We start from the raw sequence: 20,368 nt of genomic DNA, 5'->3' as shown, positions 1-20,368 counted from the left end.
GATCAGGGCGTATCGGAGCGCTCGGCCGCGTCGCCGGCGGCCGTGAGCAGGTAACCGGTGCCGCGCTGCGTCTCGATGCGCAGGGGCGAGCCTTCCAGTTTGCGGCGCAGCCGCGCGATGTAGACCTCGATGGCGTTGGGGGCGGCGTCGTCGTCGAAGGCGAACAGCTTGCTGGCGATTTCAGCCTTGCTGACGGCGCGGTTCATGCCTGCCAGCAGGATTTCCAGCAGGCTGTATTCGCGCTTGGGGAGATCGATGCGCTGGCCGGCCAGCGTCACCTGGCGCGCGGCGCTGTCGATGACAAGTTCGCCGAAGCGCAGCACTCCCGTGGCCTGGGCGCTCGGCCGGCGCAGCAGGGCGCGGCAGCGGGCTTCCAGTTCGCGGAAATCGAAAGGCTTGGCGAGGTAGTCGTCCGCCCCGGTATCCAGGGCGTGGACGCGGTCTTCGATGTCGATGCGGGCGGTCAGCGCCAGCACCGGCGTCTTGCTGCCGCGGTCGCGCAGGCGATGCAGGATGTCGAAGCCCGACATGCGCGGCAGGCCGATGTCCAGGATGACGAGGTCGAAGGTTTCGTACTGCAGGACGCCGTCGGCGCCGAGGCCGTCGTTCTGGGCGTCCACGGCATGGCCGAGCCGGCGCAGCCGGCGCACGATGGCGTCGGCCAGGTCCTCGTCGTCCTCGATCACCAGTATCCGCATGCCGGGAATTGTCGCATGGGGCGCGGTGGGGGAGGAGGTGGTGGCCCCCACGCCGCGCTCGCTACGCTCGCTTGCTGCTGGAAAAAAACGACAGGTTGTCGACAGCTTTTGTTTCTAGTCTTGCGGTCCTGCTTCCCCCGCCGGAGGCATCGCATAACAACGACGAGTCGGAGATAACCCTCATGCTATTGACCCTGCTTGGCTTCGGCATGGTGATCACGTTCATGACGCTGATCATGACCAAGCGGCTGTCGCCCCTGGTGGCGCTCATCCTTGTCCCCATTATTTTTGCCCTGCTGGGCGGATTCGGGGCGGGCATCGACAAGATGATGCTGGACGGCATCCGCAAGATCGCGCCGACGGGCGTGATGCTGATGTTCGCGATCCTGTATTTCGGGGTCATGATCGACGCCGGCCTGTTCGATCCGATAGTGGGCCGCATCCTGCGGGCGGTGAAGGGCGATCCGCTGAAGATCGTGGTGGGCACGACCGTGCTGGCGCTGGTGATCTCCCTGGACGGCGACGGCTCGACGACCTACATGATCGTGGTGGCGTCGATGCTGCCGCTGTACCGCCGCCTGAAGATGAATGCCTTGTCCATGACCTGCCTGGCGATGCTGGCCAGCGGCGTCATGAACCTGACGCCGTGGGGCGGGCCCACGGCGCGCGCCGCCAGCGCGCTGCACGTGGACGCGGGCGATATCTTCGTGCCGCTGGTTCCGGTGATGGGCGTGGCGATCGCGGCGATCCTGGCGCTGGCGTTCTTCCTGGGGCTGCGCGAACGCCGCCGCCTGGGCGTGCTGTCGCTGCCGGGCGGCGCGTCGCTGCACGCGGGCTACGACGAGGAGGGCCCCAAGACGTTGCCCGAAATCGAGGTCGACCAGGACCTGCGCCGGCCCAGGCTGCTGTGGGTGAACGCCGGGCTGACGCTGGCGCTCATGGTGAGCCTGATGCTGGGCGTGTTGCCGCTGCCGGTGCTGTTCATGATCGCCTTCGCGATCGCGCTGGTCATCAATTACCCCGATCTGGCCGAGCAGCGCCGCCGTGTGACGCAGCACGCCGGCAACGTGCTGTCCGTGGTGTCGCTGATTTTCGCGGCGGGCATCTTCACCGGGATCCTGTCGGGGACGGGCATGGTCGAGGCCATGTCGCGCAGCCTGCTGGCGGTGATCCCCGACGCGATGGGCCCGTACATGGCCGGCATTACCGCGCTGGTCAGCCTGCCTTTCACCTTCTTCATGTCCAATGACGCTTTTTATTTCGGGGTGCTGCCCATCCTGAGCGAGGCGGCGCAGGGCTATGGCATTTCCGCGGTCGAGATGGCGCGGGCGTCGCTCGTGGGGCAGCCGGTGCATCTGCTGAGCCCGCTGGTGCCGTCCACCTACCTGCTGGTGGGCCTGGCCGGCGTCGATTTCGGCGACCATCAGCGCTATGCCCTGAAGTGGGCCACGATGGTCTGCCTTGTGATGCTCGCCGCGGCGCTTGCGTTCGGCCTTTTCCCGCTTGTCGGGCAAACCTCCTGAGGACCATTCATGGCATTGCGCATTGCTTATGTGACCAGCGGGATGGGCCATACCGGCACCGCGATCTGCCAGGCGCTGCACCTTGCGGGGCACCGGGTGGTGGCGGGCTGCGGACCGCGCTCCTCGCGCAAGACCCATTGGCTCAAGGAGCAGAAATCCTTGGGCTACGACTTCATCGCGTCCGAAGGCGACGCCACGGACTGGGCGTCGACCGAAGCGGCCTTCGACCAGGTGCGCCGCGAAGTCGGCGAGATCGACGTGCTGGTCAACAATGCCGGCGCGATGCTCGATATGCGATTCCGGCAGATGAGCCACGCCGACTGGTCGGCCGTGCTGCGCAGCAACCTGGACACGCTCTTCAACAGCACCAAACAGGTCGTGGACAGCATGGCGGACCGGGGCTGGGGCCGCATCGTCAACATCGGTTCCGTCGCCGCGGAGAAAGGCCAGATCGGCCAGATCAACTACGCCACGGCCAAGGGCGCGGTCATCGGCTTCACCCGCTCGCTGGCGCAGGAAGTGGCGGCGCGCGGGGTGACCGTGAACCTGGTGTCGCCGGGCTTCATCGCCGACGACACCGTGAAGGCCTTTCCGCCGGCGTTGCTGGACCGCATCGTGGAGAGCGTGCCCGTGGGCCGGCTGGGCACCGCCCAGGACCTGGCCGGGCTATGCGCCTGGCTGGCGTCCGACGAGGCCGCCTTCGTTACGGGCGCCAATTATGCGATCAACGGCGGCGTCTACATGAGCTAGGGCCCGTGCAAGGCTCGATTCGGTGTGAACAGGCCCTAGCCGGGCTCAGTTCTCCAGCTTGACCGCGCCGCTGTCCAGCAGCTTCTTCCACTTGGTGTTGTCCGCCTGGATGAAGGCCTGCAGGTCTGCGGGGGAACCACCGCCCGCGATCATGCCCGCGTTGTCGAGGGCGGCCTTGAATTCCGGCGCGCGGATGGCCGCCTGCAACGCCTTGTTCACCTGCTCCAGCTGCGCGGCGGGAATGGCGTTGCCGGCCGCGACCGAGAACCATTGGGTGGCCGCATAGCCCTTGAATCCGGATTCCTCCACCGTCGGCACGCCGGGCAGGCTGTCCAGGCGGTAGGGCGTGGTGACGGCGTAGGCTTTCAGCGTGCCGGCCTTGATCTGCGGCATGACCGGCGCCGAGCCCAGGATCGCGAGAGGAATCTGCCCGCCGGCCACGTCCGCCACCGCTTGCCCGCCGCCTTTGTAGGGCACGTGGACGATGCGCGTGCCGGCGTACTGGTTCAATAGCTCGCCGGCCAGGTTCTGCGAAGTGCCGTTGCCGGAACTGCCGTAGCTCCAGGCCTCGGGGCGCTGCTTCGCGTCTTCCAGCACCGCCTGCAGCGAGGCGCGCGCCTCTTTGGCTGGACCGACGATCACCATCGGACCTTCGGCCATCAGGATCACGGGCGACAGCTCCCGGCCGATCTCGGGCTGGGGTGTGGGATAGATCAGCGGCCCCGGCACGGTCAGCAGGTAGCCGTCGCCGGCCTTGCTGCGCGCCACCAGCTGCAGGGCGATGGCGCCCGCGGCGCCGGGACGGTTCTCCACGACGACGTTCAGACCGCTTTGCCGGGCCAGTTCCTGGGCGGCGATGCGGGTCAGGACGTCCGCGGTGCCGCCCGGCACGAAGCCGACCACCCAGGTAATCTGCTTGGCGGGCCAGTCCAGACTGGCGTCCGCCGCGCCGGCGGATGCGGTTAGCGCGGCGCCCAGCAGCATCGCGCCACAACGGATAACGAACTTCATTTCTTTCCCCTGGTGTTTTTTATGCCGGTCGGTCCGCCTGGGCGTCAGCTGGGATCCAGCTTGCCCGGCGGGGTATTCGGGTGCGCGATACACGATTGGTTGAAGGCCTGCACCATTTTCAGGATGGGGCCCAGCACCCAGGTATTGAAGATCAGGATGTCGCTTTCTTCCTTGGGATCCTGCTTCAGGTTGAACAGGTAGGGGGATTCGAGCTTGCCCTTGCCTTCGTTGACCTCGGGTTCCCAATAGAAGTGCAGCTTCCAGTCCCGCCATTTGACCGCGCGCAGATCGTTCTTGATGTAGAACAGGAAGCCCTCGCGCTGCGAAGCCGGGCTGGCGCCCGTGAAAAAATCGGTCTGGTCGATGCCGTCGATGGGGCGATCCTGCGGGATGGACGCGCCGCCGATCCGCGACAGCGTGGTGTAGAGGTCGGTGACGTGGACGATCTCGTTGGAGACCTGGCCCGGCTTCACCTTGCCGGGCCACCGGATGATGAAGGGCACGCGCAGGCTGCCTTCCATGGCGGTATGGTAGGTGCCGCTCCAGGGGCCGGCCGTGCCGCGGTAGGGCTTGCGGAACTCGGGGCCGTTGTCGCTGCAGAAGATGAACACCGTATCGTCGCGCAGGCCCAGTTCGTCCACGGCCTGGGATATCTGTCCGACTCGGTGGTCCATTTCCACCATGGAATCCGCGAAGTCCCCGGCGCCGGTGCGCCCCGCGAAATCGGGATGCGGCAGGGTCGGGAAGTGCAGGTGCACCAGGGGCAGGTACAGGAAAAAAGGCCGGCTCGCCTGCGCGTGTTTGCGCATGAAGCCGATGGAGCGGTCCACGAGTTCGGCGTCGATGCCGCGGCGGGTGTCCAGGTCGTATACCTTGACGTTCTCCGAGGGCGAGCCGGCCTGGCCCTGCATGATGTGCGGGATGTCGGCGACGGAGGGATCGAAGCCGATCGACGACGTGAACTGGCTTTCGTCGGTCGTGCGCGGAATGCCGTACCACTCGTCGAATCCGCGGTCCGACGGATAGCGTCCGGGGATGTCGCCCAGGTGCCACTTGCCATAGTGCGCGGTGGCGTAGCCCTGGGACGACAGTTGCTGCGCCAGGGTGATCTCGTCGCGCGCCAGCCCTTGCGGCAGCCCGGGCGGGACGGATTGCAGGCAGCCGGTGCGGATGGGGTGGCGGCCGCTCATCAGGGCGGAGCGCGTGGGCACGCAGTCGCTTTCCACGTTGAAGTTCTGCAGCAGCAGTCCTTCCGTGGCGAGATGGTCGATATGGGGCGTGGGGGCGCCGCGCAGGGCGCCGCCGCCGTAGCAGCCCAGTTCCCCCCATCCCAGGTTGTCGGCCACGATCAGTACGATGTTGGGCTTCTTGTCCATGCGCTGCGCCTCGTATGTTTCTTCGGGTTTATGCCGGGGATTCTAGGGGGGCGTTTACAGCGTAATATTCCTGAAAGTATGGATAGCCATAAATTTCGTTCATGAATCTATCGCTGCGCGACATCGAATATTTCCTGGCCGCAGTCGAGCACGGCAATCTGGGGCGCGCCGCGGCTGCCTGTGATGTCAGCCAGCCGGCCATGTCCAAGTCCCTGCAGCGGCTGGAGGCCGACACGGGCCTGGCGCTGCTGGACCGCAGCGGGCGCGGCCTGCGGTTGACGTCGGCGGGCCTGGTGTTCCTGGAGCACGCCAGGAAGCTTTGGGCCGAGTACCGGGACGCGGTCAGGCACGCGATGGAACTGCGGGTGGGCGAGGCGGGGCTGCTGCGTGTGGGCGCGACGGGCGCCACGGTGGACAGTTTCGTGATGCCGGCATTGCGGCTACTCTTGCCGCGCAGGCCGGCCCTGCGTATCCAGCTGACGCAGGGGCTGTCCGACGACCTGAACGAACAGGTGGCCAGTGGCAAGCTGGACCTCGCGGTGACTCCCCTCTATGCCGACGTGCCCGCCACGTTGCAGCAGGAACCCATACTCGAAGACCGCTTGTGCGTGGCCGCGAGCCGCGGGCATCCACTGGCCGCGCGCCGGAAATTGTCGCTGCACGACCTGCAAGGGCAGCGCTGGATACTGCCCGCGCTCACCTCCGTGGCGCGCAAGGCGCTGGATGCGCGCTATGCGGAGGCCGGCCTGGAGTTGCCGACGGCCGCGCTGGAGGTCGAGCATTTCTCCAAAGGCACGCTGGAGCTCCTGGCGCGTTCGGATCTGTTGGCCGTCGCGCCGCAGAGCGCGTTGGGCGCGGACCGGAATATTGCGGTGCTGCCGGTCGTGCTGGGCAAGCCTTTACAGCGCCATATTGCGCTGATTTCCCGCCATGCCACCACCTGGTCGCCCTTGATGAAGGAGTTCCGCGGCGCGATCCTGGACAGCGCCGGGCTGGCCATTCCACGCTAGGATTTGCAGTGTCAGCGTCCCCACCGCGCTTTCAAGCGCTGTTCAAACGTGCGCAGCGCCACGTCGATGCAGATGCCTACGATGCCGATGGCGATCATGCCAGCCATGACGATGTTGGTGGCGATGTTGAGCTGACCCTGCACCATCATGTAGCCGATGCCGTTGCCCACGACGATCAGTTCCGCGCCTACCAGCGACTGCCAGCCGATCCCGGCGCTGACTCGCAGGCCAGCCAGGATGGACGGCAGCGAGGCGGGCAGCAGCACCTCGGCCACGATGCGGGGGCCGCTGGCGCCGAGAGTGCGGGACGCTTCCAGCAGCCGGGTGTCCACGAACTTGGCGCCACGGTAGGCGCTGATGAGGCAGGGCGGGAAGGCGCCGGCGAAGATGATCAGGGTCGGGCCGCCGATACCCGTGCCGAACCACAGGCCAGCGAACGGCACCCAGGCGATGGGCGCCACAAAGCGCAGCGCGTCGAAGAACGGGCTGACGACGTCGTCCAGCCAGCGATACCAGCCCATCAGCAGACCCAGCGGAATGCCGATGGCGGCGGCCAGCAGGAAGCCGCAGGCGAAGCGGTACAGGCTTGCGCCCAGATGCGTCCACAGCGTGGCGCCGGAATAGGGTTCGGCGCTGAACTGCACGATCGTCCGCAGCACGGCCAGCGGGCCGGGCAGGTAATTGGGCGGGAACACGCCGCTGACACTGAGCAGGTGCCAGGCAAGGAAGAAGCCGGCCAGGCCCAGGCAGGACAGGCCGAGATTGATGGCGGGCGAGTCGCCCGCGATGCGCGTCAGCGTAGCCATGGCAAGGCCCTCTTTTCGATCCATTCCAATCCGCGCGTCATCACCGCGCCCAGCAGGCCGACCCAGACCATGGCGTACAGGATCATGCCGGGCCGGATGTCCAGGGCGGCGGTGTCCAGCACCTTGCCCAGGCCGATGAAGGCGCCGATGAGCTCGGCCGCAACCAGGGTCATCCAGGCCGTCTGCAGAGATAGGCGCAAGCCGGTGAAGATCATGGGCAAAGAGCCGGGGATCAGCACTTCGCGCAGCATGCGCAGCGGACCGCCCGCGCCATGCACCCGCGCCGCTTCGATCAGCGTGGGATCGATATTGCGCACGCCCGCATAGGTGTTGATCACCGCCGGTGTAAACGAGGAAACCCAGATCAGGAAGATCTTCGCCGGATCGCCCAGCCCCAGCCACAGGATTGCCAGCGGGATCCAGGCCAGCGGCGGAATCGGGCGCAGCAGCGAGAAGACCGGACCGATCAGGGCGTCGAAACGCTTGCTGAAGCCCATGAGCAGGCCCAGCGGCACCCCTGTGGAAATGGCCACCAGAAAGCCCAGGAACACCAGGCGCAGGCTGTGTCCGATGTGCTGGAACAGCGTGCCGCCGGCATAGCCGGAGTCGCGCGACAGCTGTACCGCGGCCTGCCAGGTAGTAAGTGGGGTGGGGAAGCGCGCGCCGTTGACCAAGCCAAGCGCCGACACGATCCACCAGGCGGCGAAGGCGGCGGCAACGGCGGCCACGCCGACGGTGACGCGGCGGCGAGATACGCGCGGCCGCCGCGCGGGCAGGGTTGCGATATGTTCACTCATGGCCGGACCTCGCGGCCTGGCGGTCCAGGTGGGCCACGTCTTCCAGCAGCAGCAGCATGGCGGTGCAGTCCTGCTCCTGCCGGCCCCAGGACCTGGCCAGCGCGAACATCTCGCGGGCATAGCCGCCCAGTCCCAAGGGCGCGCCCACCGACGCGGCCAGGTTCATGGCCAGGTTGATGTCCTTGTAGCCCATGCGCAGGGGGAAGTCGGGGCTGATGTCGCCCGCCAGCACCTTGCCGGGGAAATTCGTCAGGAGCTGCCCGCGCCCCGCCGTAGTGTTGGACAGCACCTTGACGACGGTGGCGCGGTCCAGGCCCAGCTTGGCGGCAAACATCAGGGCCTCGCTCGTCAGCACCATGCCAACCATGGACATGTAGTTGTTGACGAGCTTGAGCCGGATGCCCGAACCGAAAGGTCCCACGTGCACGATCTCATCCGCCATGGCGGCGAAGATGGGGGCGGCCTGGTCGAAGTCGGCCTGCGCACCGCCGGCCATGATCAGCGCCTTGCCCTGCGCCGCTTCGCGCGGCGTGCGCCCGACGGGGGCGTCGATGCAGCGCAGGCTCAGGGCCGCCAGGTCGGCGGCGATGCGGTCGGTCTCGACGGCGTCGCCCGTGCTCATTTCGATGACCAGAGCGCCGGGGTTCAAGCCCGCGGCCGCGCCATCGGCGCCGAACAGCGCGTCGCGGACATGCGAGGAGGTGGGCAGCATGGTGATCGCCACGTCGCAGCCGCGCGCGGCGTCCAGCGGCGTGGCGGCCCGACGGAAACCGGTGTCCGCCAGCCGCTCCATGGCCGCGGGCATGACGTCGTAGCCTGATACGGCATACCCCTGCGCGGTCAGGTTGCGCAGCATCGCGCTCCCCATGACGCCCAGGCCCAGGAATGCGATGCGGGGTGATTCGGTGTGTTCCATGGGGCTTGCTCCGGTGTGGTCAGCTGCCTAGCCGCGCACTGGTGCTGCTGCGTGGCGGGGCGGTGGTGTCGCGGACGATCAGTTCCAGTTCAATGCAGACATTCTCGGGCGGCGTATCGGCGTCGGCGGCCAGCAGGATGTTGGCGGCGCGCTGGCCCAGCTCGAAGGCAGGCACGTTCAGGGTCGTGATGCCCGGACGGCAGTGGGCGGCCATTTCGATGTTGTCGAATCCCGTGATCGAAATCTGTTCGGGCACGCGCAGGTTCTGCCACAGGCATTCCTGCAGCGCGCCATAGGCCAGGATGTCGTTGCCGCACATGACCGCCGTAGGAGGTTCGGGCAAGCGCAGCAGCGTGGCCATGGCGCGGCGGGCTTCGGGCACGGTGTAGGGTTTTTCGATGACGTACTGCGGCGGCAGGTCGATGCCTCGGCGCGTGAGCGCGCGCGTGAAACCGGCCACGCGGTCGGCGGCTCGGTCATTGTCCTTGGAGATGCCGGCGATCACGCCGAGGCGGCGGTGCCCGATGTCCAGCAGATAGTCGGCGATGCGCTGCGCCGCAGCGGCGTTGTCCCATCCCACCATCGGCCAGGGATCGGCGTCGTCGTAGTGGCAGGTAGTGACGAAGGGAATGCCTTTGGAATGCAGCAATTCGTAGAGTTCGGGGTCGCGGCTGCGCCCGACCAGCATCATTGCGTCGACGCCGCGTTCGATCAGCGCGCGCACTTCGCCCGCTTCGCGCGCGGGGCTGTAGTTGGTGCTGGCCAGCAATAGCTGGTAGCCATGCTCATGGATTGCCTGCTGCATGCCGTCGACCAGCTTGGCGAACAGCGCGCTATCCACCGTGGGAATGATGGCGCCCATAGTGCGGGTCTTGCGCGAGGCCAGCGAGCGGGCTGCGCCGTGCGGCACATAGCCGGCCTCGGCAAGCAGCGCCATGGCGCGGGCCCGCAGGTCGGGCCGGACTTTTTCGGGGTGGTTCAGCACCCGCGACAAGGTGGCCGACGAGATGCCGCCGGCGGCGGCGATCGACTTCAGGGTGTCCCCGGGTAGGGGCGCAGACTTTCGCTTCATATTTGAAAGCGCTTTCAGAAACTTGATGGTGTGAATATACAGTTATTGAAACGCTGTGGTCTATCTCTAGGGTTTTCTCGGGGTTGAACGGGATTCTTGCGCGCTTATTCTTTGTATGCGCTTTCAAAAAACCGAGCCCAAACGCAGATCTGGGCCTGCTATCCGGGGAATGCCGCGGCAGCTCGCGCATGCAGACCGGAATCCACTAAAGGAGACGAAGCATGTCGAGAATCCCCCGCATCCTGGGTTTGTGCCTGGCGCCGCTGGGCGCCTTGTTGTTGAGCCCGTCGGCATCGGCCCAGGCGCCGACCCCCATCAAAGTCAGCTATCAGATCGCCTATTGGGCGCTGCCGATCTACATCGCCACGGAAAAGAACTGGTGGGCCGAAGCCGGCCTGAAGCCGGAGTTCGTGGTGTACCCCGCAGGCGCGCAGCAGATCGCGGGCGCCGCGTCCAAGTCGTGGGACGTGGGCGGCACGGGCTCGCCGCCGGCGGTGCTGGGCGCGCAGCGCTACGGCATCGTGACGCTGGGCGTCACCAATGACGAATCGACCGCCAATGGCGTGATGGCGCGCAAGGAGAACGCCGCGGCCGTGCGCAGCAACGCGGCCAAGGAAGTGAAGGGCAAGCAGATACTGCTCAGCCCGAACTCCACGGGAGAATACGCGACCATGGCCTGCCTGAAGAAATGGGGCATGCAGCGCAGCGACGTCAGCGTGGTGACGCTGGCTCCCGCCCAGCTGGTGTCCGCGTTTATCGGCGGCAATGGCATGTTGGCCGGCACCTGGGCGCCCAATTTCTATACGCTGAACGAGCAGAGCGGCGCGGAAGTCGTATGCAGCGGCAAGGACGCGGGCGTGATGATCCCGGGGGCGTTGGTGGCGCGGGGTGAATTCGCCCAGCAGAATCCGGAAGCGGTCGCCAAGTTCCTGGCGGTCTACCTGCGGGCCGTCAGCTTCGAGAAGAACAACAAGGCGGAAGCCATGGGCTACCTGCGAAAACTGTTCCAGGCCAACGGCATCAAGCTCAACGACGGCTACCTGGGGCAGGAGCTGGAACGGCCGATCTTCACGCTGGACGAACAGCTCAAGCTGATGTCGCGCGCCGGCGGCAAGTCCACGCTGGACAACGCGTACGAGGCATTGTCCGGCTACCTGAAAAGCGTGGGCACGCTTACCGAGGTGCCCGATCCCAAGGCCTACATCACGGACGACTACATGAAGCGCGTCGACCAGACCCCCGCGCTCAAGACCTTCGCCAACAAGGCCAACTGAGCTTCATCCCTAATTCCGCGAGGCCATACCATGGCAGTAAGCAAGCTCAAGTCCGCGTCGAAACAGCCCCAGGGCAACGAGGCCGCGGCGCGCGAGGTCGCCGCCGAGATGCTGGCGAACATCAAGTCGGGAGGCGAAGCCGCGGTGCGCGACTACGCCAGGCGGTTGGACAAATGGGAGGGGGATATTCTGGTCAGCGCCGCCGAGATCGAGCGGCGCACGGCGTCCATCCCTGGCGGCATCAAACGCGACATCGAATTCGCCGCCGGCCAGGTGCGCAAATTCGCACAGGCGCAGATGGCTTCGGTGCGCGAATTCGAGCTGGAGCTTGCGCCCGGCCTGGTCGCGGGGCAGCGGCTGATACCCGTCAACGTGGCGGGCTGCTACGTGCCCACCGGGCGCTATGCGCACATCGCCTCGGCCTACATGAGCATCGCTACCGCCAAGGCGGCCGGCGTGCCCACCGTCATCGCCTGCTCCACGCCTTACCGAGGCGAGGGCATACACCCTCAGGTGCTCTACGCCATGCAAGTCGCCGGCGTGGACGCCGTGATGACTCTGGGGGGCGTGCAGGCGATCGCCGCCATGGCCTACGGCCTGTTCACCGGCAAGCCGGCCGACATCATCGTCGGCCCGGGAAACAAGTTCGTGGCGGAAGCCAAGCGTATGTTGTTCGGCAGCGTGGGCATCGACGTCTTCGCAGGCCCATCCGAGGTCTGCATCATCGCCGACGCTTCTGCGGATCCGGCCATCGTCGCTTCGGACCTTGTCGGACAGGCCGAGCACGGCCACGAGTCGCCCGCGTGGCTGATCACGACCGACCGCGCCCTGGCCGAAACTGTGCTTGGACGAGTGCCGGAACTGATTGCCGCCCTGCCGCCCACCGCGCGGGATGCCGCGGGCGCCGCGTGGCGCGACTATGGCGAGGTAGTGCTTTGCGATACGCGCGAAGAGGCCGTGGAGGTTTCCGACCGCTACGCCAGCGAACACCTGGAGGTCCATTGCGAGGACCTGGACTGGTGGTTCAGGCGCCTGACCTGCTACGGCTCGCTCTTTCTGGGCGAGGAAACCACGGTGGCTTTCGGCGACAAGGCCAGCGGCACCAACCACATCCTGCCCACCAAGGGCGCGGCGCGCTATTCGGGCGGCCTGTCGGTGCACAAGTTCATCAAGACCGTGACCTGGCAGCGCATGACGCGGCAGGCCAGCCGCGATACCGCCCAGGTGACCGCGCGGATTTCCCGCCTGGAGGGCATGGAGGCGCACGCGCGCACGGCGGACGATCGCCTGGCCAAGTATTTTCCGCAGGAATCCTTCGAACTGGGCGAACCCGTGCGGGAGTGAAGCCATCATGCAGAACGACATGTTCCGCCTGTTCGACCTGGACGGCCGCGTTGCGCTGGTTAGCGGCGGCAGTTCCGGCATCGGCAAGACCATCGGCCTGGCGCTGGCGCGGGCAGGCGCCAGCGTGGTCCTGGTAGCGCGGCGCGCCCAGGAACTCGCTTCCGCTGCGAGCGAGTTCGAGGCGGCGGGCCTGCGCGCGCGGCCCTTGCCCTGCGACCTGGCCGACCGCGAGGCGCTGCGCGGCCTTGCGGCCCGCGCGGCCGAGCCTTTCGGCGCGCCCGACATCCTGGTCAACGCCTCGGGCATCAATGTGCGCAAGCCCTTCGAGGACACCGCCGACGAGGACTGGGACCGTTCTCTGGCGATCAACCTTACCGCGCCCTTCCTGCTGACCCGCGCGCTTGCGCCGGCCATGCGCGAGCGGGGCTGGGGCCGCATCATCAACATCACCTCGCTGCAATGCGTGCGCGCCTTTCCGGACAGCGCGCCCTATGGCGCTTCCAAGGGCGGCCTGATGCAGCTGACCCGCGCCATTGCCGAGTACTGGTCGCGCTATGGGGTCACCTGCAATGCGATCGCGCCTGGCTTTTTCGAGACCCCGCTGACCGCGCCTGTGATGGGCGATCCGGATCGCGTGCGGGCGCTGGCGGCGAGCACCATGATCGGGCGCAACGGCCAGCTCGACGACCTGCACGGCGCAGCCGTCTTCCTGGCAAGCGAAGCCTCGGCCTACATCACCGGGCAGACCCTGTTCATAGACGGCGGCTTTTCGGCCCGCTGACCGGCATCTCCGTGGAGTCCAGCCATGAAAGCCCTTGTCTACACCGAGCCCAACCAGCTGATATACCGGGAGGAACCCGATCCCGTGCCGGGGAACGGCGACGCGCTGCTGCGCATCGAGGCGGTGGGCATCTGTGGCTCGGATATGCACGCTTATCATGGGCATGATCCGCGCCGCAATCCGCCGCTGATCCTGGGCCATGAGTTCGTCGGCACGCTGGTGGGCGGCAGCCGCGCCGGCCAACGCGTCACCGGAAATCCGCTGATCCATTGCGGCCGGTGCGATTTCTGCGTGCAGGGCCGCAACAACCTGTGCAACGACCGCGGCATGGTGGGCATGACGCGCCCCGGCGCATTCGCCGAATTCATGGCCATTCCCGAGCGTTGTCTGATTCCGGTGCCGCAGGACATGCCGGCCGCCGCGGCCGCGCTGACCGAGCCGGCGGCCACCGCCTTGCACGGCCTGGCGCTGGCGCAGCGGGCGCTCTTCCGTCCGTTGGCCGAAGCCCGCGCGCTGGTCGTGGGCGGCGGCGCCATTGGCCTGCTCACGGCGCTGTTGCTGCGCAGCCAGGGGTGCCGCGTCAGTCTGGCCGAAACCAATCCGTTGCGACGCGCCTCGGCAGAGCGGCACGCGGGCTGCACGGCGTTCGATCCGCGCGAGACGGCGCCCGCGCCGGGCGCGTACGAGCTGGTGGTGGACGCGGTGGGCGGCAGGCTCACGCGGCCGGCCGCGCTGACTGCGGTGCAGCCGGGAGGCGTCATGCTGCACATCGGCCTGCAGGACTGGGCCAGCGAAATCGACATGCGGCGGTTGACGCTGGACGAGATTACCTTGATTGGCGCCTACACCTACACCAGCGCGGATCTGCGTGCGACCGTGGAGGCATTGCATCGCGGCGTTTTCGGCGATCTGTCCTGGATCGAGCAGCGTGAACTGGGCGCGGGCGCGCAGGCCTTCTCCGACCTGGACGGCGGGCGCGCCGCATCGGCCAAGATCGTGCTGAGGACGCATTGACATGGCGCGCCATCCGCTGTCCCCCCGCGCCATAGCCGCCGCCCGCGCCGCCTTGGCTCTGCTCGAGCGGAGCGCTGTCATGACCGTTGCCAGGCCTCCCGCCTATCCCCCTGTGCCGGCACGCCGCCGCCTTTCGTTGCGCTGGCTGGTCAGCGGCGCATCGGTCGCGGCGCTGTTATTGGCCTGGTACGTGGCCACCGGCCCGCTGGAGCTGTTGAGCGCGGTTCAGCTGCCGTCGCCCGCCGATGCCTGGGAGGCCTTGCTGGAGATCGCCGGCGAGGGCTATGCCGACGGCACATTGCTGCAACACGTCGCGGCCAGCAGCGCGCTGGTGCTGTACGGTTTCGCGGCGGCGGCGCTGACGGGCGTGCCGTTGGGCATCCTGATGGGACAAAGCCGGCTGGTCGAAGCCTACGTCAATCCGGTGTTCCAGATCATTCGTCCGATCGCTCCCATTGCCTGGATTCCGCTGACGATACTGTGGTTCGGGCTGGGCACCAGCGCCAAGGTCTTCGTCATCTGGCTGGCGGCCTTCGCGCCCACGGTGATAAACACCTATACCGGCGTGCGCAATATCGACGAAACGCTGGTCGAGGCGGCGCGCGCCAATGGCGCGGCCGGCCGGCTGATGCTGCTGGACGTCATCGTGCCCGGCGCGCTGCCGGCGATCTTCACCGGCCTGCGGACCTCGCTGCAGGCATGCTGGATGGTGCTGGTGGCGGCCGAGCTGGTTGGATCCTTCGTGGGGCTGGGCCATGTGCTGATCATCGCTACCCGGGACCTGAACTCGGGAATGATCCTGGTAGCCATGGCTGCGGTGGCGGCGATGGGCATGCTGATGTCCGCGCTGCTCGCGCAAGTGGAACGTAGGATGATGCCATGGAAGGCCTGAACGACGCTCGCCTGGCCCGCGGACGCGCCGCCGTGTCGCGCCGTGTGGCGGAACGCTGGCTGATGCCGGCCCTCGGAATCGTCACCTTATTCGGCGGCTGGGCGCTGCTGTCCGGCCTGGGCCTGGTATCGCCCGCTTTCCTGCCGGGACCGCTGACCGTGCTGCGCAGCATGGCCGAACACACGCGCGAGCCTTATGCGGGTTCGGTTCTGCAGATGCATCTGCTGGCCAGCCTGGAGAAATTCCTGATCAGCTTTTCCATCGCCGTCTTGCTGGGCGTGCCGCTGGGTTTGTTCATGGGGCGCTTCAAAGCGCTGGACTGGGCGGTGGCGCCGGTGTTCGAGGCGTTTCGCTTCATTCCCCCGATTGCCTGGGTGCCGTTTGCGATCTTCTGGTTCGGCACCGGCTTCCTGTCGCCCACGCTGGTGATATTCGCCGGAGCCTTCGCGCCCTGCGTGTTGAACGCTTATCGCGGCGCCAAGCAGATCGACCGCACGCTGATCGAGGCCGGCCAGATGCTGGGCGCCGGCCGATGGGCCACGCTGACGGAAATTCTACTGCCGGCCTCGCTGGCGCACATCGTGGCCGGCATCCGGGTCGGCGCGGGGTTCGGCTGGCAGTCGCTGATCGGCGCGGAGCTGATCGTGGGGTCGACCGGGCTGGGCTACATGATCGTGCAGGGCGGCAGCAATCTGGAACCCGCCATCGTGATAAGCGGAATGATCACCATAGGGTTGATAGGCGCGGGCATCGACTACGCCATGCGCGCCTTGCAACGGCGGGTGCAGCGCGGCTGGTCGCGCTGACCGGGACGAAAAGGAGGGGGAACGGGCGGGCAGTGTGTAGCGGCATTCCATATTGGAGAGAGACAGATGAAACAATACAAAGGCCTCAAGGTCTTGGCGGCGATCGTGATCGGGTGCTGGCTGGGGGGACCCGAACAGGCGGAAGCCCAGGCCGCGCCGGCGGGCACGGAACTGTTCACCATCCGCATCGGGCAGCAGCCGCAGCGGTGGGCGCTGGAGTGGTACATCGCAAGCGAGAAGGGCTGGTGGCAAGAGGTGGGCCTGAAGCCCGAGATATCTACCTTCGCCTCCGGCGCGGTGGAAATCGCGGCGGGCGCCTCGGGGTCCTGGGACGTGGGCGGGGCGGGCAACATCCCTTCGCTGCTCGGGGCGTCGAAGTACGGCTTGCAGACTATCGGCATTGCGGACGGCGAGGCCGCCATCATCACATTGATGGCCACCAAGGACCGGGCGGACGAATATCTCAAGAATCCGGCGCTGCTCAAGGGCAAGACCATACCCGTTACCAGTAACTCCACAGGCCAGTGGGGCGCCGCCGAATGCCTGTCGAAGAAATTCGGGCTCAAGCCAGATGACTACCGCTTCGTCAACCTGTCCCCGCCCGATATCAACGCCGCGGTGATGAGCGGCAAGTACGACATCTCTTCCGTATGGGCGCCCAACACCTACATCCTGGAGGAGGCCATCGGCGCCAAGGTGATCTGCACGGGCGCCGAGCTGAAGATGCCAATCCACAGCTACCTGTTCACGACGCCGGCATTCGCCAAGCAGCACCCCGACAAGGTGGCCCGCTTCCTGGCGGTCTATTTGCGCGCGGTGGCCTGGCAGCGGGCGCATCCCGAAGAGGCCAGGGCATATCTGAAGGCATTCTTCGGCAGCGTGGGCGTGAAGTTTCCCGACAAGTACCTGGAGCAGGAGCTGCGCGACCGGCCCGCTTTCGACCTGGCCGAGCAGACCAAACTGTTCGCGCCCGGTCCCGGCGGCGCCTCGGAGATCGTGGGGTGGTGGAACAGCGTTGGGGAATTCATGGTGTCCGTGGGCGTGGTCAAGAAGATTCCCGATCCCAAGACCATGGTCACGGGCAAGTATCTGCAGATGATCCAGGACGATCCCAAGCTCAGGGCCTTCGTCGCCAATGTCGCAAAGTAGGCCGGCGGCCGCGGCTTTCAACAAAGGAACGCAAGCATGAGTCAGATCACTTTCGAACGGGTGCAGCGCACCTTCAGCCGGGGCGGCGAGCGCTTCCTGGCGCTGGACGACGTCAGCTTCGAGGTGGGGGAAAGGGAGTTCGTCTCCATCGTCGGGCCCTCGGGTTGCGGCAAGACCACCTTGATGAGGATGGCGGCGGGCCTGGAGTTTCCCTCGGCGGGCAGCGTGCGCGTCGGCGGCAGAGAGGTGGAGCAGCCCGGGCCCGACCGCGCCGTCGTATTCCAGCAGTTCGCGCTCTTCCCCTGGAAGACCGTGACCGAGAACATCGGCTTCGGCCTGAAGTGCAAGGGAGCCTCGCGCGAGGCGCGAGCGGCAACGGTGGCGCGCTATATCGAGCTGATGGGCTTGGCGGGTTACGAGCAGGCCTATCCACACCAGTTGTCGGGCGGCATGCAGCAGCGCGTGGCGATCGCGCGCAGCTATGCGCTGGACCCCGACGTGCTGCTGATGGACGAGCCGTTCGGCGCGCTGGATGCGCAGACGCGGGTCGTCATGCAGGAAGAGCTGGTCAAGCTGTCGCGGCTCAATCCGCGCACGGTGCTGTTCATCACGCACAGCGTGGAGGAAGCGGTCTACCTGTCGGACCGGGTGGTGGTGCTGACGGGGCGGCCCGGACAGATCAAAGAGATCATCAACGTCTCCGATGTGCGCAAGCGCGAGGACTGGGACAGCATGGAACGGATCGAGGACGTGATGGACATGGAGGCGTTCGTGCACCTGCGCACGCATATCTGGAAGCTGCTCCGGGCGCAGGAGACGGAGCCCCTGGACACCGCCCTGGCCACGGCCCATTGAAGGAACGCAACATGAAGCATATCGAAGATGGCGCCGCGCCGGCGTCCGGCCGGAAAGACCGGTCTGGAGACGAAACGATGAGTTCCCGGCTTGCCGCTCTGAAGACCGAGACCCCATGGTGGCGGCTCAAGGTTACGGAGGACGACGCGCGAGGCATTGAGCCCCGGCAGATGACAGTCATGCTGGAGCAGTTGATATTGATACGTCGCTTCGAGGAAAAACTCCTGAAGCTGAGCGTGGCCGGCATTCTGCATGGCCCCGCGCATTCCAGCATCGGGCAGGACGGAGCTGCGGTGGGAGCCATGTCGGTGCTGGAGTCGGCGGACAAGATCAATGGCACGCACCGCATGCACCATCAATTCCTGGCCAAGGCCCTGAACCACGCCACGCCCGCGGACTACGCGCCGCAGGCCTCGGAGACGCTGGCTGCGCACCGCGAGGTGGTGTACCGGACCTACGCCGAGATCCTGGGCCTGACGCCCGGCTATTGCGGCGGCCGGGGCGGTTCCATGCACCTGCGCTATCCCGAAGCCGGCGTCTACGGTTCGAACGCCATCGTGGGCGGCAACCCATCGCACGCCGTGGGCTACGCCTTCGCCGACAAGCTGCGCGGGCGCGAGCACGTGTCCGTGGCCTTTTTCGGCGACGGCGCCATGCAGAGCGGCGCGGCCTACGAGGCCATGAACCTGGCGGCGCTCTACAGTACGCCCACGATTTTTTTCGTGGAAAACAATCTGTACGCAGTGTCCACGCACGTCTCCGAACAGACCCGCGAGACCCGGCTGTCGGCGCGCGGCCTGTCGCTGGGCGTGCCGGCCATCGAGTTCGACGGCATGGACGTCGTGGCCGCGCGCCTGGCCATGCAGGAAGCGCGCGCCATCATTCGCCGGGACGGCGGACCGGTGCTGCTGGAGGCGCAGACCTACCGCTATCTGCACCAGTCCGGCGCCCTGAAAGGCAGCGCGTTCCGCTACCGCGAAAAAGAGGAAGAGGAAGCCTGGCAGGCGCGCGATCCCATCGTGACGTTCCCGGCCCAGTTGAAGACGCTGGGCGTGATCGACGATGCCGGCATCGCGGCGCTCGAACGCCGGGCGGACGAACTGATCGACGGCGCGCTGGAGCGGCTGCTGGAGCACTATGGCGACGAGAAATCGCAGCGCATCCGGCCCGAGCTGTGGCCCGATCCGGCGAGCGTGGACACGGGCATCCGGGGCGATCTGAGCGAGCTGGCGGGCCAGCGCGTGGCGGAACTGGAAGACCAGCCGTCCGCCGGCCTCGCGGACGCGAAGTTCCAGGACGTGATCTCGCGGGCGATGCTGCTGAACATGCAGCGCGACGACGGCATCTTCATCCTGGGCGAGGACGTGCATCGCCTGAAGGGCGGCACCGCTGGCGCCACCAAGGATATCGGGGACCATTTCCCCGAGCGGCTCATCGGCACGCCAATCTGCGAGAACGGCTTCACCGGCCTGGCGCTGGGAGCGGCCTTGAACGGCATGCGCCCGGTGGTGGAAATCATGTACCCGGATTTCGCGCTGGTCGCGGCGGACCAGCTGTTCAACCAGATCGCCAAGGTGCGGCATATGTTCGGCGGCAAGTTCGCCGTGCCCGTGGTGGTGCGCAGCCGCGTCACGGCCGGCACCGGCTACGGTTCGCAGCATTCGATGGACGCCAGCGGTCTGTTCGCGCAGTACCCCGGATGGCGCATCCTGGCGCCGTCGCGCCCCTACGATTACATCGGGCTGCTCAATGCCGCGCTGCGCTGCGACGACCCGGTGCTGATCGTGGAATACAACGATCTCTTCAAGAAGGTGGACAAGGTGCCGGAGGCGGACTGGGACTACATCGTTCCCATCGGCCGCGCCCGCGTCGCACGGCAGGGCTCGCGCTGCACCATCCTGACATATGGGGTCATGGTCGAGACCTGCTGCCAGGTTGCGGAACGCAGCGGGATCGATGCGCAGGTGATCGACCTGCGCACGCTGGATCCGCTGGGCATCGATTGGGAAACCATCGAAGCGGGCGTCAGGCGCACGCAGGCGCTGATGATCGTGGAGCAGACCACCCGAGGCACCTCGATCGGGTCTCGGGTGGCCAGCGACGCGCAGTCGCGCCTATTCGACTGGCTGGACCACGAGATCGTCCATGTCACCGGATCCAATTCCTCGCCGGTGGTTTCCAAGGTGCTGGAGCGGGCCGCGCTGGCGGACGCGCAGGCCGTGGAGGCGGCGCTCCGTTCCCTGGACAGCCGCCGCGGCGGTTCCCGTTGATGCCGGCGTCCGCGCCCGGGAGAT

At 66.8% G+C, this 20,368-nt stretch carries 19 protein-coding genes; 12 read left to right on the top strand and 7 right to left on the bottom strand.

Annotated elements, in window-relative coordinates:
- Window positions 1-2: 2 nt before the first annotated feature.
- Window positions 3-698 (bottom strand): response regulator transcription factor, encoded by a 696-nt coding sequence (locus tag JL37_RS09205; RefSeq protein WP_043543519.1) that lies wholly within the window; start codon window positions 696-698, stop codon window positions 3-5.
- 182 nt (window positions 699-880) lie between these two features.
- Between JL37_RS09205 and JL37_RS09200 the strand changes: the two genes are divergently transcribed.
- The gene (locus tag JL37_RS09200) at window positions 881-2,221 is read left to right on the top strand and encodes a CitMHS family transporter (protein WP_043543518.1); all 1,341 of its coding nucleotides are present in this window, start codon (window positions 881-883) and stop codon (window positions 2,219-2,221) included.
- A gap of 9 nt (window positions 2,222-2,230) precedes the next feature.
- On the top strand, window positions 2,231-2,971 hold the full coding sequence (locus JL37_RS09195; RefSeq protein WP_043543515.1) for an SDR family oxidoreductase: 741 nt from the start codon (window positions 2,231-2,233) through the stop codon (window positions 2,969-2,971).
- Between the two features lie 45 nt (window positions 2,972-3,016).
- Here the strand turns inward: JL37_RS09195 and JL37_RS09190 are convergent, their stop codons facing one another.
- Both JL37_RS09190 and JL37_RS09185 read right to left on the bottom strand, forming a co-directional pair.
- The gene (locus JL37_RS09190; RefSeq protein ID WP_043543514.1) at window positions 3,017-3,982 is read right to left on the bottom strand and encodes a tripartite tricarboxylate transporter substrate-binding protein; all 966 of its coding nucleotides are present in this window, start codon (window positions 3,980-3,982) and stop codon (window positions 3,017-3,019) included.
- Window positions 3,983-4,026: 44 nt separating this feature from the next.
- Window positions 4,027-5,358 (bottom strand): arylsulfatase, encoded by a 1,332-nt coding sequence (locus JL37_RS09185; RefSeq protein WP_043543512.1) that lies wholly within the window; start codon window positions 5,356-5,358, stop codon window positions 4,027-4,029.
- A gap of 101 nt (window positions 5,359-5,459) precedes the next feature.
- Between JL37_RS09185 and JL37_RS09180 the strand changes: the two genes are divergently transcribed.
- A complete protein-coding gene (locus JL37_RS09180; RefSeq protein ID WP_043543510.1) occupies window positions 5,460-6,368 on the top strand; it encodes a LysR family transcriptional regulator in 909 nt (302 codons plus the stop codon).
- 11 nt (window positions 6,369-6,379) lie between these two features.
- Here JL37_RS09180 and JL37_RS09175 read toward each other — a convergent pair whose 3' ends face one another.
- Genes JL37_RS09175 through JL37_RS09160 form a run of 4 tightly spaced genes read right to left on the bottom strand, consistent with a single transcriptional unit; the run spans window position 6,380 to window position 9,959 of the window.
- The gene (locus JL37_RS09175) at window positions 6,380-7,174 is read right to left on the bottom strand and encodes an ABC transporter permease (RefSeq protein WP_043543509.1); all 795 of its coding nucleotides are present in this window, start codon (window positions 7,172-7,174) and stop codon (window positions 6,380-6,382) included.
- Entirely contained in the window at window positions 7,162-7,971 is an 810-nt protein-coding gene (locus tag JL37_RS09170; RefSeq protein WP_043543508.1) for an ABC transporter permease, read from the bottom strand. The genes JL37_RS09175 and JL37_RS09170 overlap by 13 nt, the downstream gene beginning before the upstream one ends.
- A complete protein-coding gene (locus JL37_RS09165) occupies window positions 7,964-8,887 on the bottom strand; it encodes an NAD(P)-dependent oxidoreductase (protein WP_043543506.1) in 924 nt (307 codons plus the stop codon). Before JL37_RS09165 ends, JL37_RS09170 begins: the two co-directional genes overlap by 8 nt.
- Window positions 8,888-8,906: 19 nt before the next feature.
- Window positions 8,907-9,959 carry a substrate-binding domain-containing protein gene (locus tag JL37_RS09160; RefSeq protein ID WP_043543505.1) on the bottom strand — a complete coding sequence of 351 codons (1,053 nt, stop codon included), beginning with the start codon at window positions 9,957-9,959 and terminating at the stop codon, window positions 8,907-8,909.
- A 221-nt stretch (window positions 9,960-10,180) separates the two neighbouring features.
- Here JL37_RS09160 and JL37_RS09155 point away from each other — a divergent pair, with 221 nt between their 5' ends.
- From JL37_RS09155 to JL37_RS09115, 9 genes are all read left to right on the top strand, one after another.
- Window positions 10,181-11,233: an ABC transporter substrate-binding protein gene (locus JL37_RS09155; RefSeq protein WP_043543503.1), complete on the top strand. Its 1,053-nt coding sequence runs from the start codon at window positions 10,181-10,183 to the stop codon at window positions 11,231-11,233.
- Between the two features lie 30 nt (window positions 11,234-11,263).
- Complete coding sequence (gene hisD, locus JL37_RS09150; RefSeq protein WP_043543502.1) at window positions 11,264-12,577, top strand: histidinol dehydrogenase; 1,314 nt, start codon at window positions 11,264-11,266, stop codon at window positions 12,575-12,577.
- Window positions 12,578-12,584: 7 nt separating this feature from the next.
- On the top strand, window positions 12,585-13,358 hold the full coding sequence (locus JL37_RS09145) for an SDR family NAD(P)-dependent oxidoreductase (protein WP_043543501.1): 774 nt from the start codon (window positions 12,585-12,587) through the stop codon (window positions 13,356-13,358).
- A 24-nt stretch (window positions 13,359-13,382) separates the two neighbouring features.
- Entirely contained in the window at window positions 13,383-14,372 is a 990-nt protein-coding gene (locus JL37_RS09140; RefSeq protein ID WP_043543500.1) for an alcohol dehydrogenase catalytic domain-containing protein, read from the top strand.
- A 79-nt stretch (window positions 14,373-14,451) separates the two neighbouring features.
- Window positions 14,452-15,264, top strand: a complete 813-nt coding sequence (locus tag JL37_RS09135) for an ABC transporter permease (RefSeq protein ID WP_043543847.1) — start codon at window positions 14,452-14,454, stop codon at window positions 15,262-15,264.
- On the top strand, window positions 15,252-16,070 hold the full coding sequence (locus JL37_RS09130; protein WP_043543498.1) for an ABC transporter permease: 819 nt from the start codon (window positions 15,252-15,254) through the stop codon (window positions 16,068-16,070). Before JL37_RS09135 ends, JL37_RS09130 begins: the two co-directional genes overlap by 13 nt.
- Before the next feature lie 66 nt (window positions 16,071-16,136).
- Complete coding sequence (locus JL37_RS09125) at window positions 16,137-17,219, top strand: ABC transporter substrate-binding protein (RefSeq protein ID WP_043543496.1); 1,083 nt, start codon at window positions 16,137-16,139, stop codon at window positions 17,217-17,219.
- A gap of 36 nt (window positions 17,220-17,255) precedes the next feature.
- Window positions 17,256-18,074 carry an ABC transporter ATP-binding protein gene (locus JL37_RS09120; protein WP_043543494.1) on the top strand — a complete coding sequence of 273 codons (819 nt, stop codon included), beginning with the start codon at window positions 17,256-17,258 and terminating at the stop codon, window positions 18,072-18,074.
- Window positions 18,075-18,085: 11 nt separating this feature from the next.
- A complete protein-coding gene (locus JL37_RS09115; RefSeq protein WP_231570319.1) occupies window positions 18,086-20,344 on the top strand; it encodes a thiamine pyrophosphate-dependent enzyme in 2,259 nt (752 codons plus the stop codon).
- Window positions 20,345-20,368: the final 24 nt, after the last annotated feature.

Origin of the sequence: Achromobacter sp. RTa, assembly GCF_000757485.1 — a bacterium.
GTDB lineage: Bacteria > Pseudomonadota > Gammaproteobacteria > Burkholderiales > Burkholderiaceae_B > Achromobacter.
Note: the sequence above shows the minus strand (reverse complement) of the source record. Positions and strands in the feature narration are given on the sequence as shown.

Coding starts and splice junctions, on each gene's coding strand:
- JL37_RS09205 (WP_043543519.1), bottom strand. CDS start 698: ATGCGGATACTGGTGATCGAGGACGACGAGGACCTGGCCGACGCCATC.
- JL37_RS09200 (WP_043543518.1), top strand. CDS start 881: ATGCTATTGACCCTGCTTGGCTTCGGCATGGTGATCACGTTCATGACG.
- JL37_RS09195 (WP_043543515.1), top strand. CDS start 2,231: ATGGCATTGCGCATTGCTTATGTGACCAGCGGGATGGGCCATACCGGC.
- JL37_RS09190 (WP_043543514.1), bottom strand. CDS start 3,982: ATGAAGTTCGTTATCCGTTGTGGCGCGATGCTGCTGGGCGCCGCGCTA.
- JL37_RS09185 (WP_043543512.1), bottom strand. CDS start 5,358: ATGGACAAGAAGCCCAACATCGTACTGATCGTGGCCGACAACCTGGGA.
- JL37_RS09180 (WP_043543510.1), top strand. CDS start 5,460: ATGAATCTATCGCTGCGCGACATCGAATATTTCCTGGCCGCAGTCGAG.
- JL37_RS09175 (WP_043543509.1), bottom strand. CDS start 7,174: ATGGCTACGCTGACGCGCATCGCGGGCGACTCGCCCGCCATCAATCTC.
- JL37_RS09170 (WP_043543508.1), bottom strand. CDS start 7,971: ATGAGTGAACATATCGCAACCCTGCCCGCGCGGCGGCCGCGCGTATCT.
- JL37_RS09165 (WP_043543506.1), bottom strand. CDS start 8,887: ATGGAACACACCGAATCACCCCGCATCGCATTCCTGGGCCTGGGCGTC.
- JL37_RS09160 (WP_043543505.1), bottom strand. CDS start 9,959: ATGAAGCGAAAGTCTGCGCCCCTACCCGGGGACACCCTGAAGTCGATC.
- JL37_RS09155 (WP_043543503.1), top strand. CDS start 10,181: ATGTCGAGAATCCCCCGCATCCTGGGTTTGTGCCTGGCGCCGCTGGGC.
- hisD (WP_043543502.1), top strand. CDS start 11,264: ATGGCAGTAAGCAAGCTCAAGTCCGCGTCGAAACAGCCCCAGGGCAAC.
- JL37_RS09145 (WP_043543501.1), top strand. CDS start 12,585: ATGCAGAACGACATGTTCCGCCTGTTCGACCTGGACGGCCGCGTTGCG.
- JL37_RS09140 (WP_043543500.1), top strand. CDS start 13,383: ATGAAAGCCCTTGTCTACACCGAGCCCAACCAGCTGATATACCGGGAG.
- JL37_RS09135 (WP_043543847.1), top strand. CDS start 14,452: ATGACCGTTGCCAGGCCTCCCGCCTATCCCCCTGTGCCGGCACGCCGC.
- JL37_RS09130 (WP_043543498.1), top strand. CDS start 15,252: ATGGAAGGCCTGAACGACGCTCGCCTGGCCCGCGGACGCGCCGCCGTG.
- JL37_RS09125 (WP_043543496.1), top strand. CDS start 16,137: ATGAAACAATACAAAGGCCTCAAGGTCTTGGCGGCGATCGTGATCGGG.
- JL37_RS09120 (WP_043543494.1), top strand. CDS start 17,256: ATGAGTCAGATCACTTTCGAACGGGTGCAGCGCACCTTCAGCCGGGGC.
- JL37_RS09115 (WP_231570319.1), top strand. CDS start 18,086: ATGAAGCATATCGAAGATGGCGCCGCGCCGGCGTCCGGCCGGAAAGAC.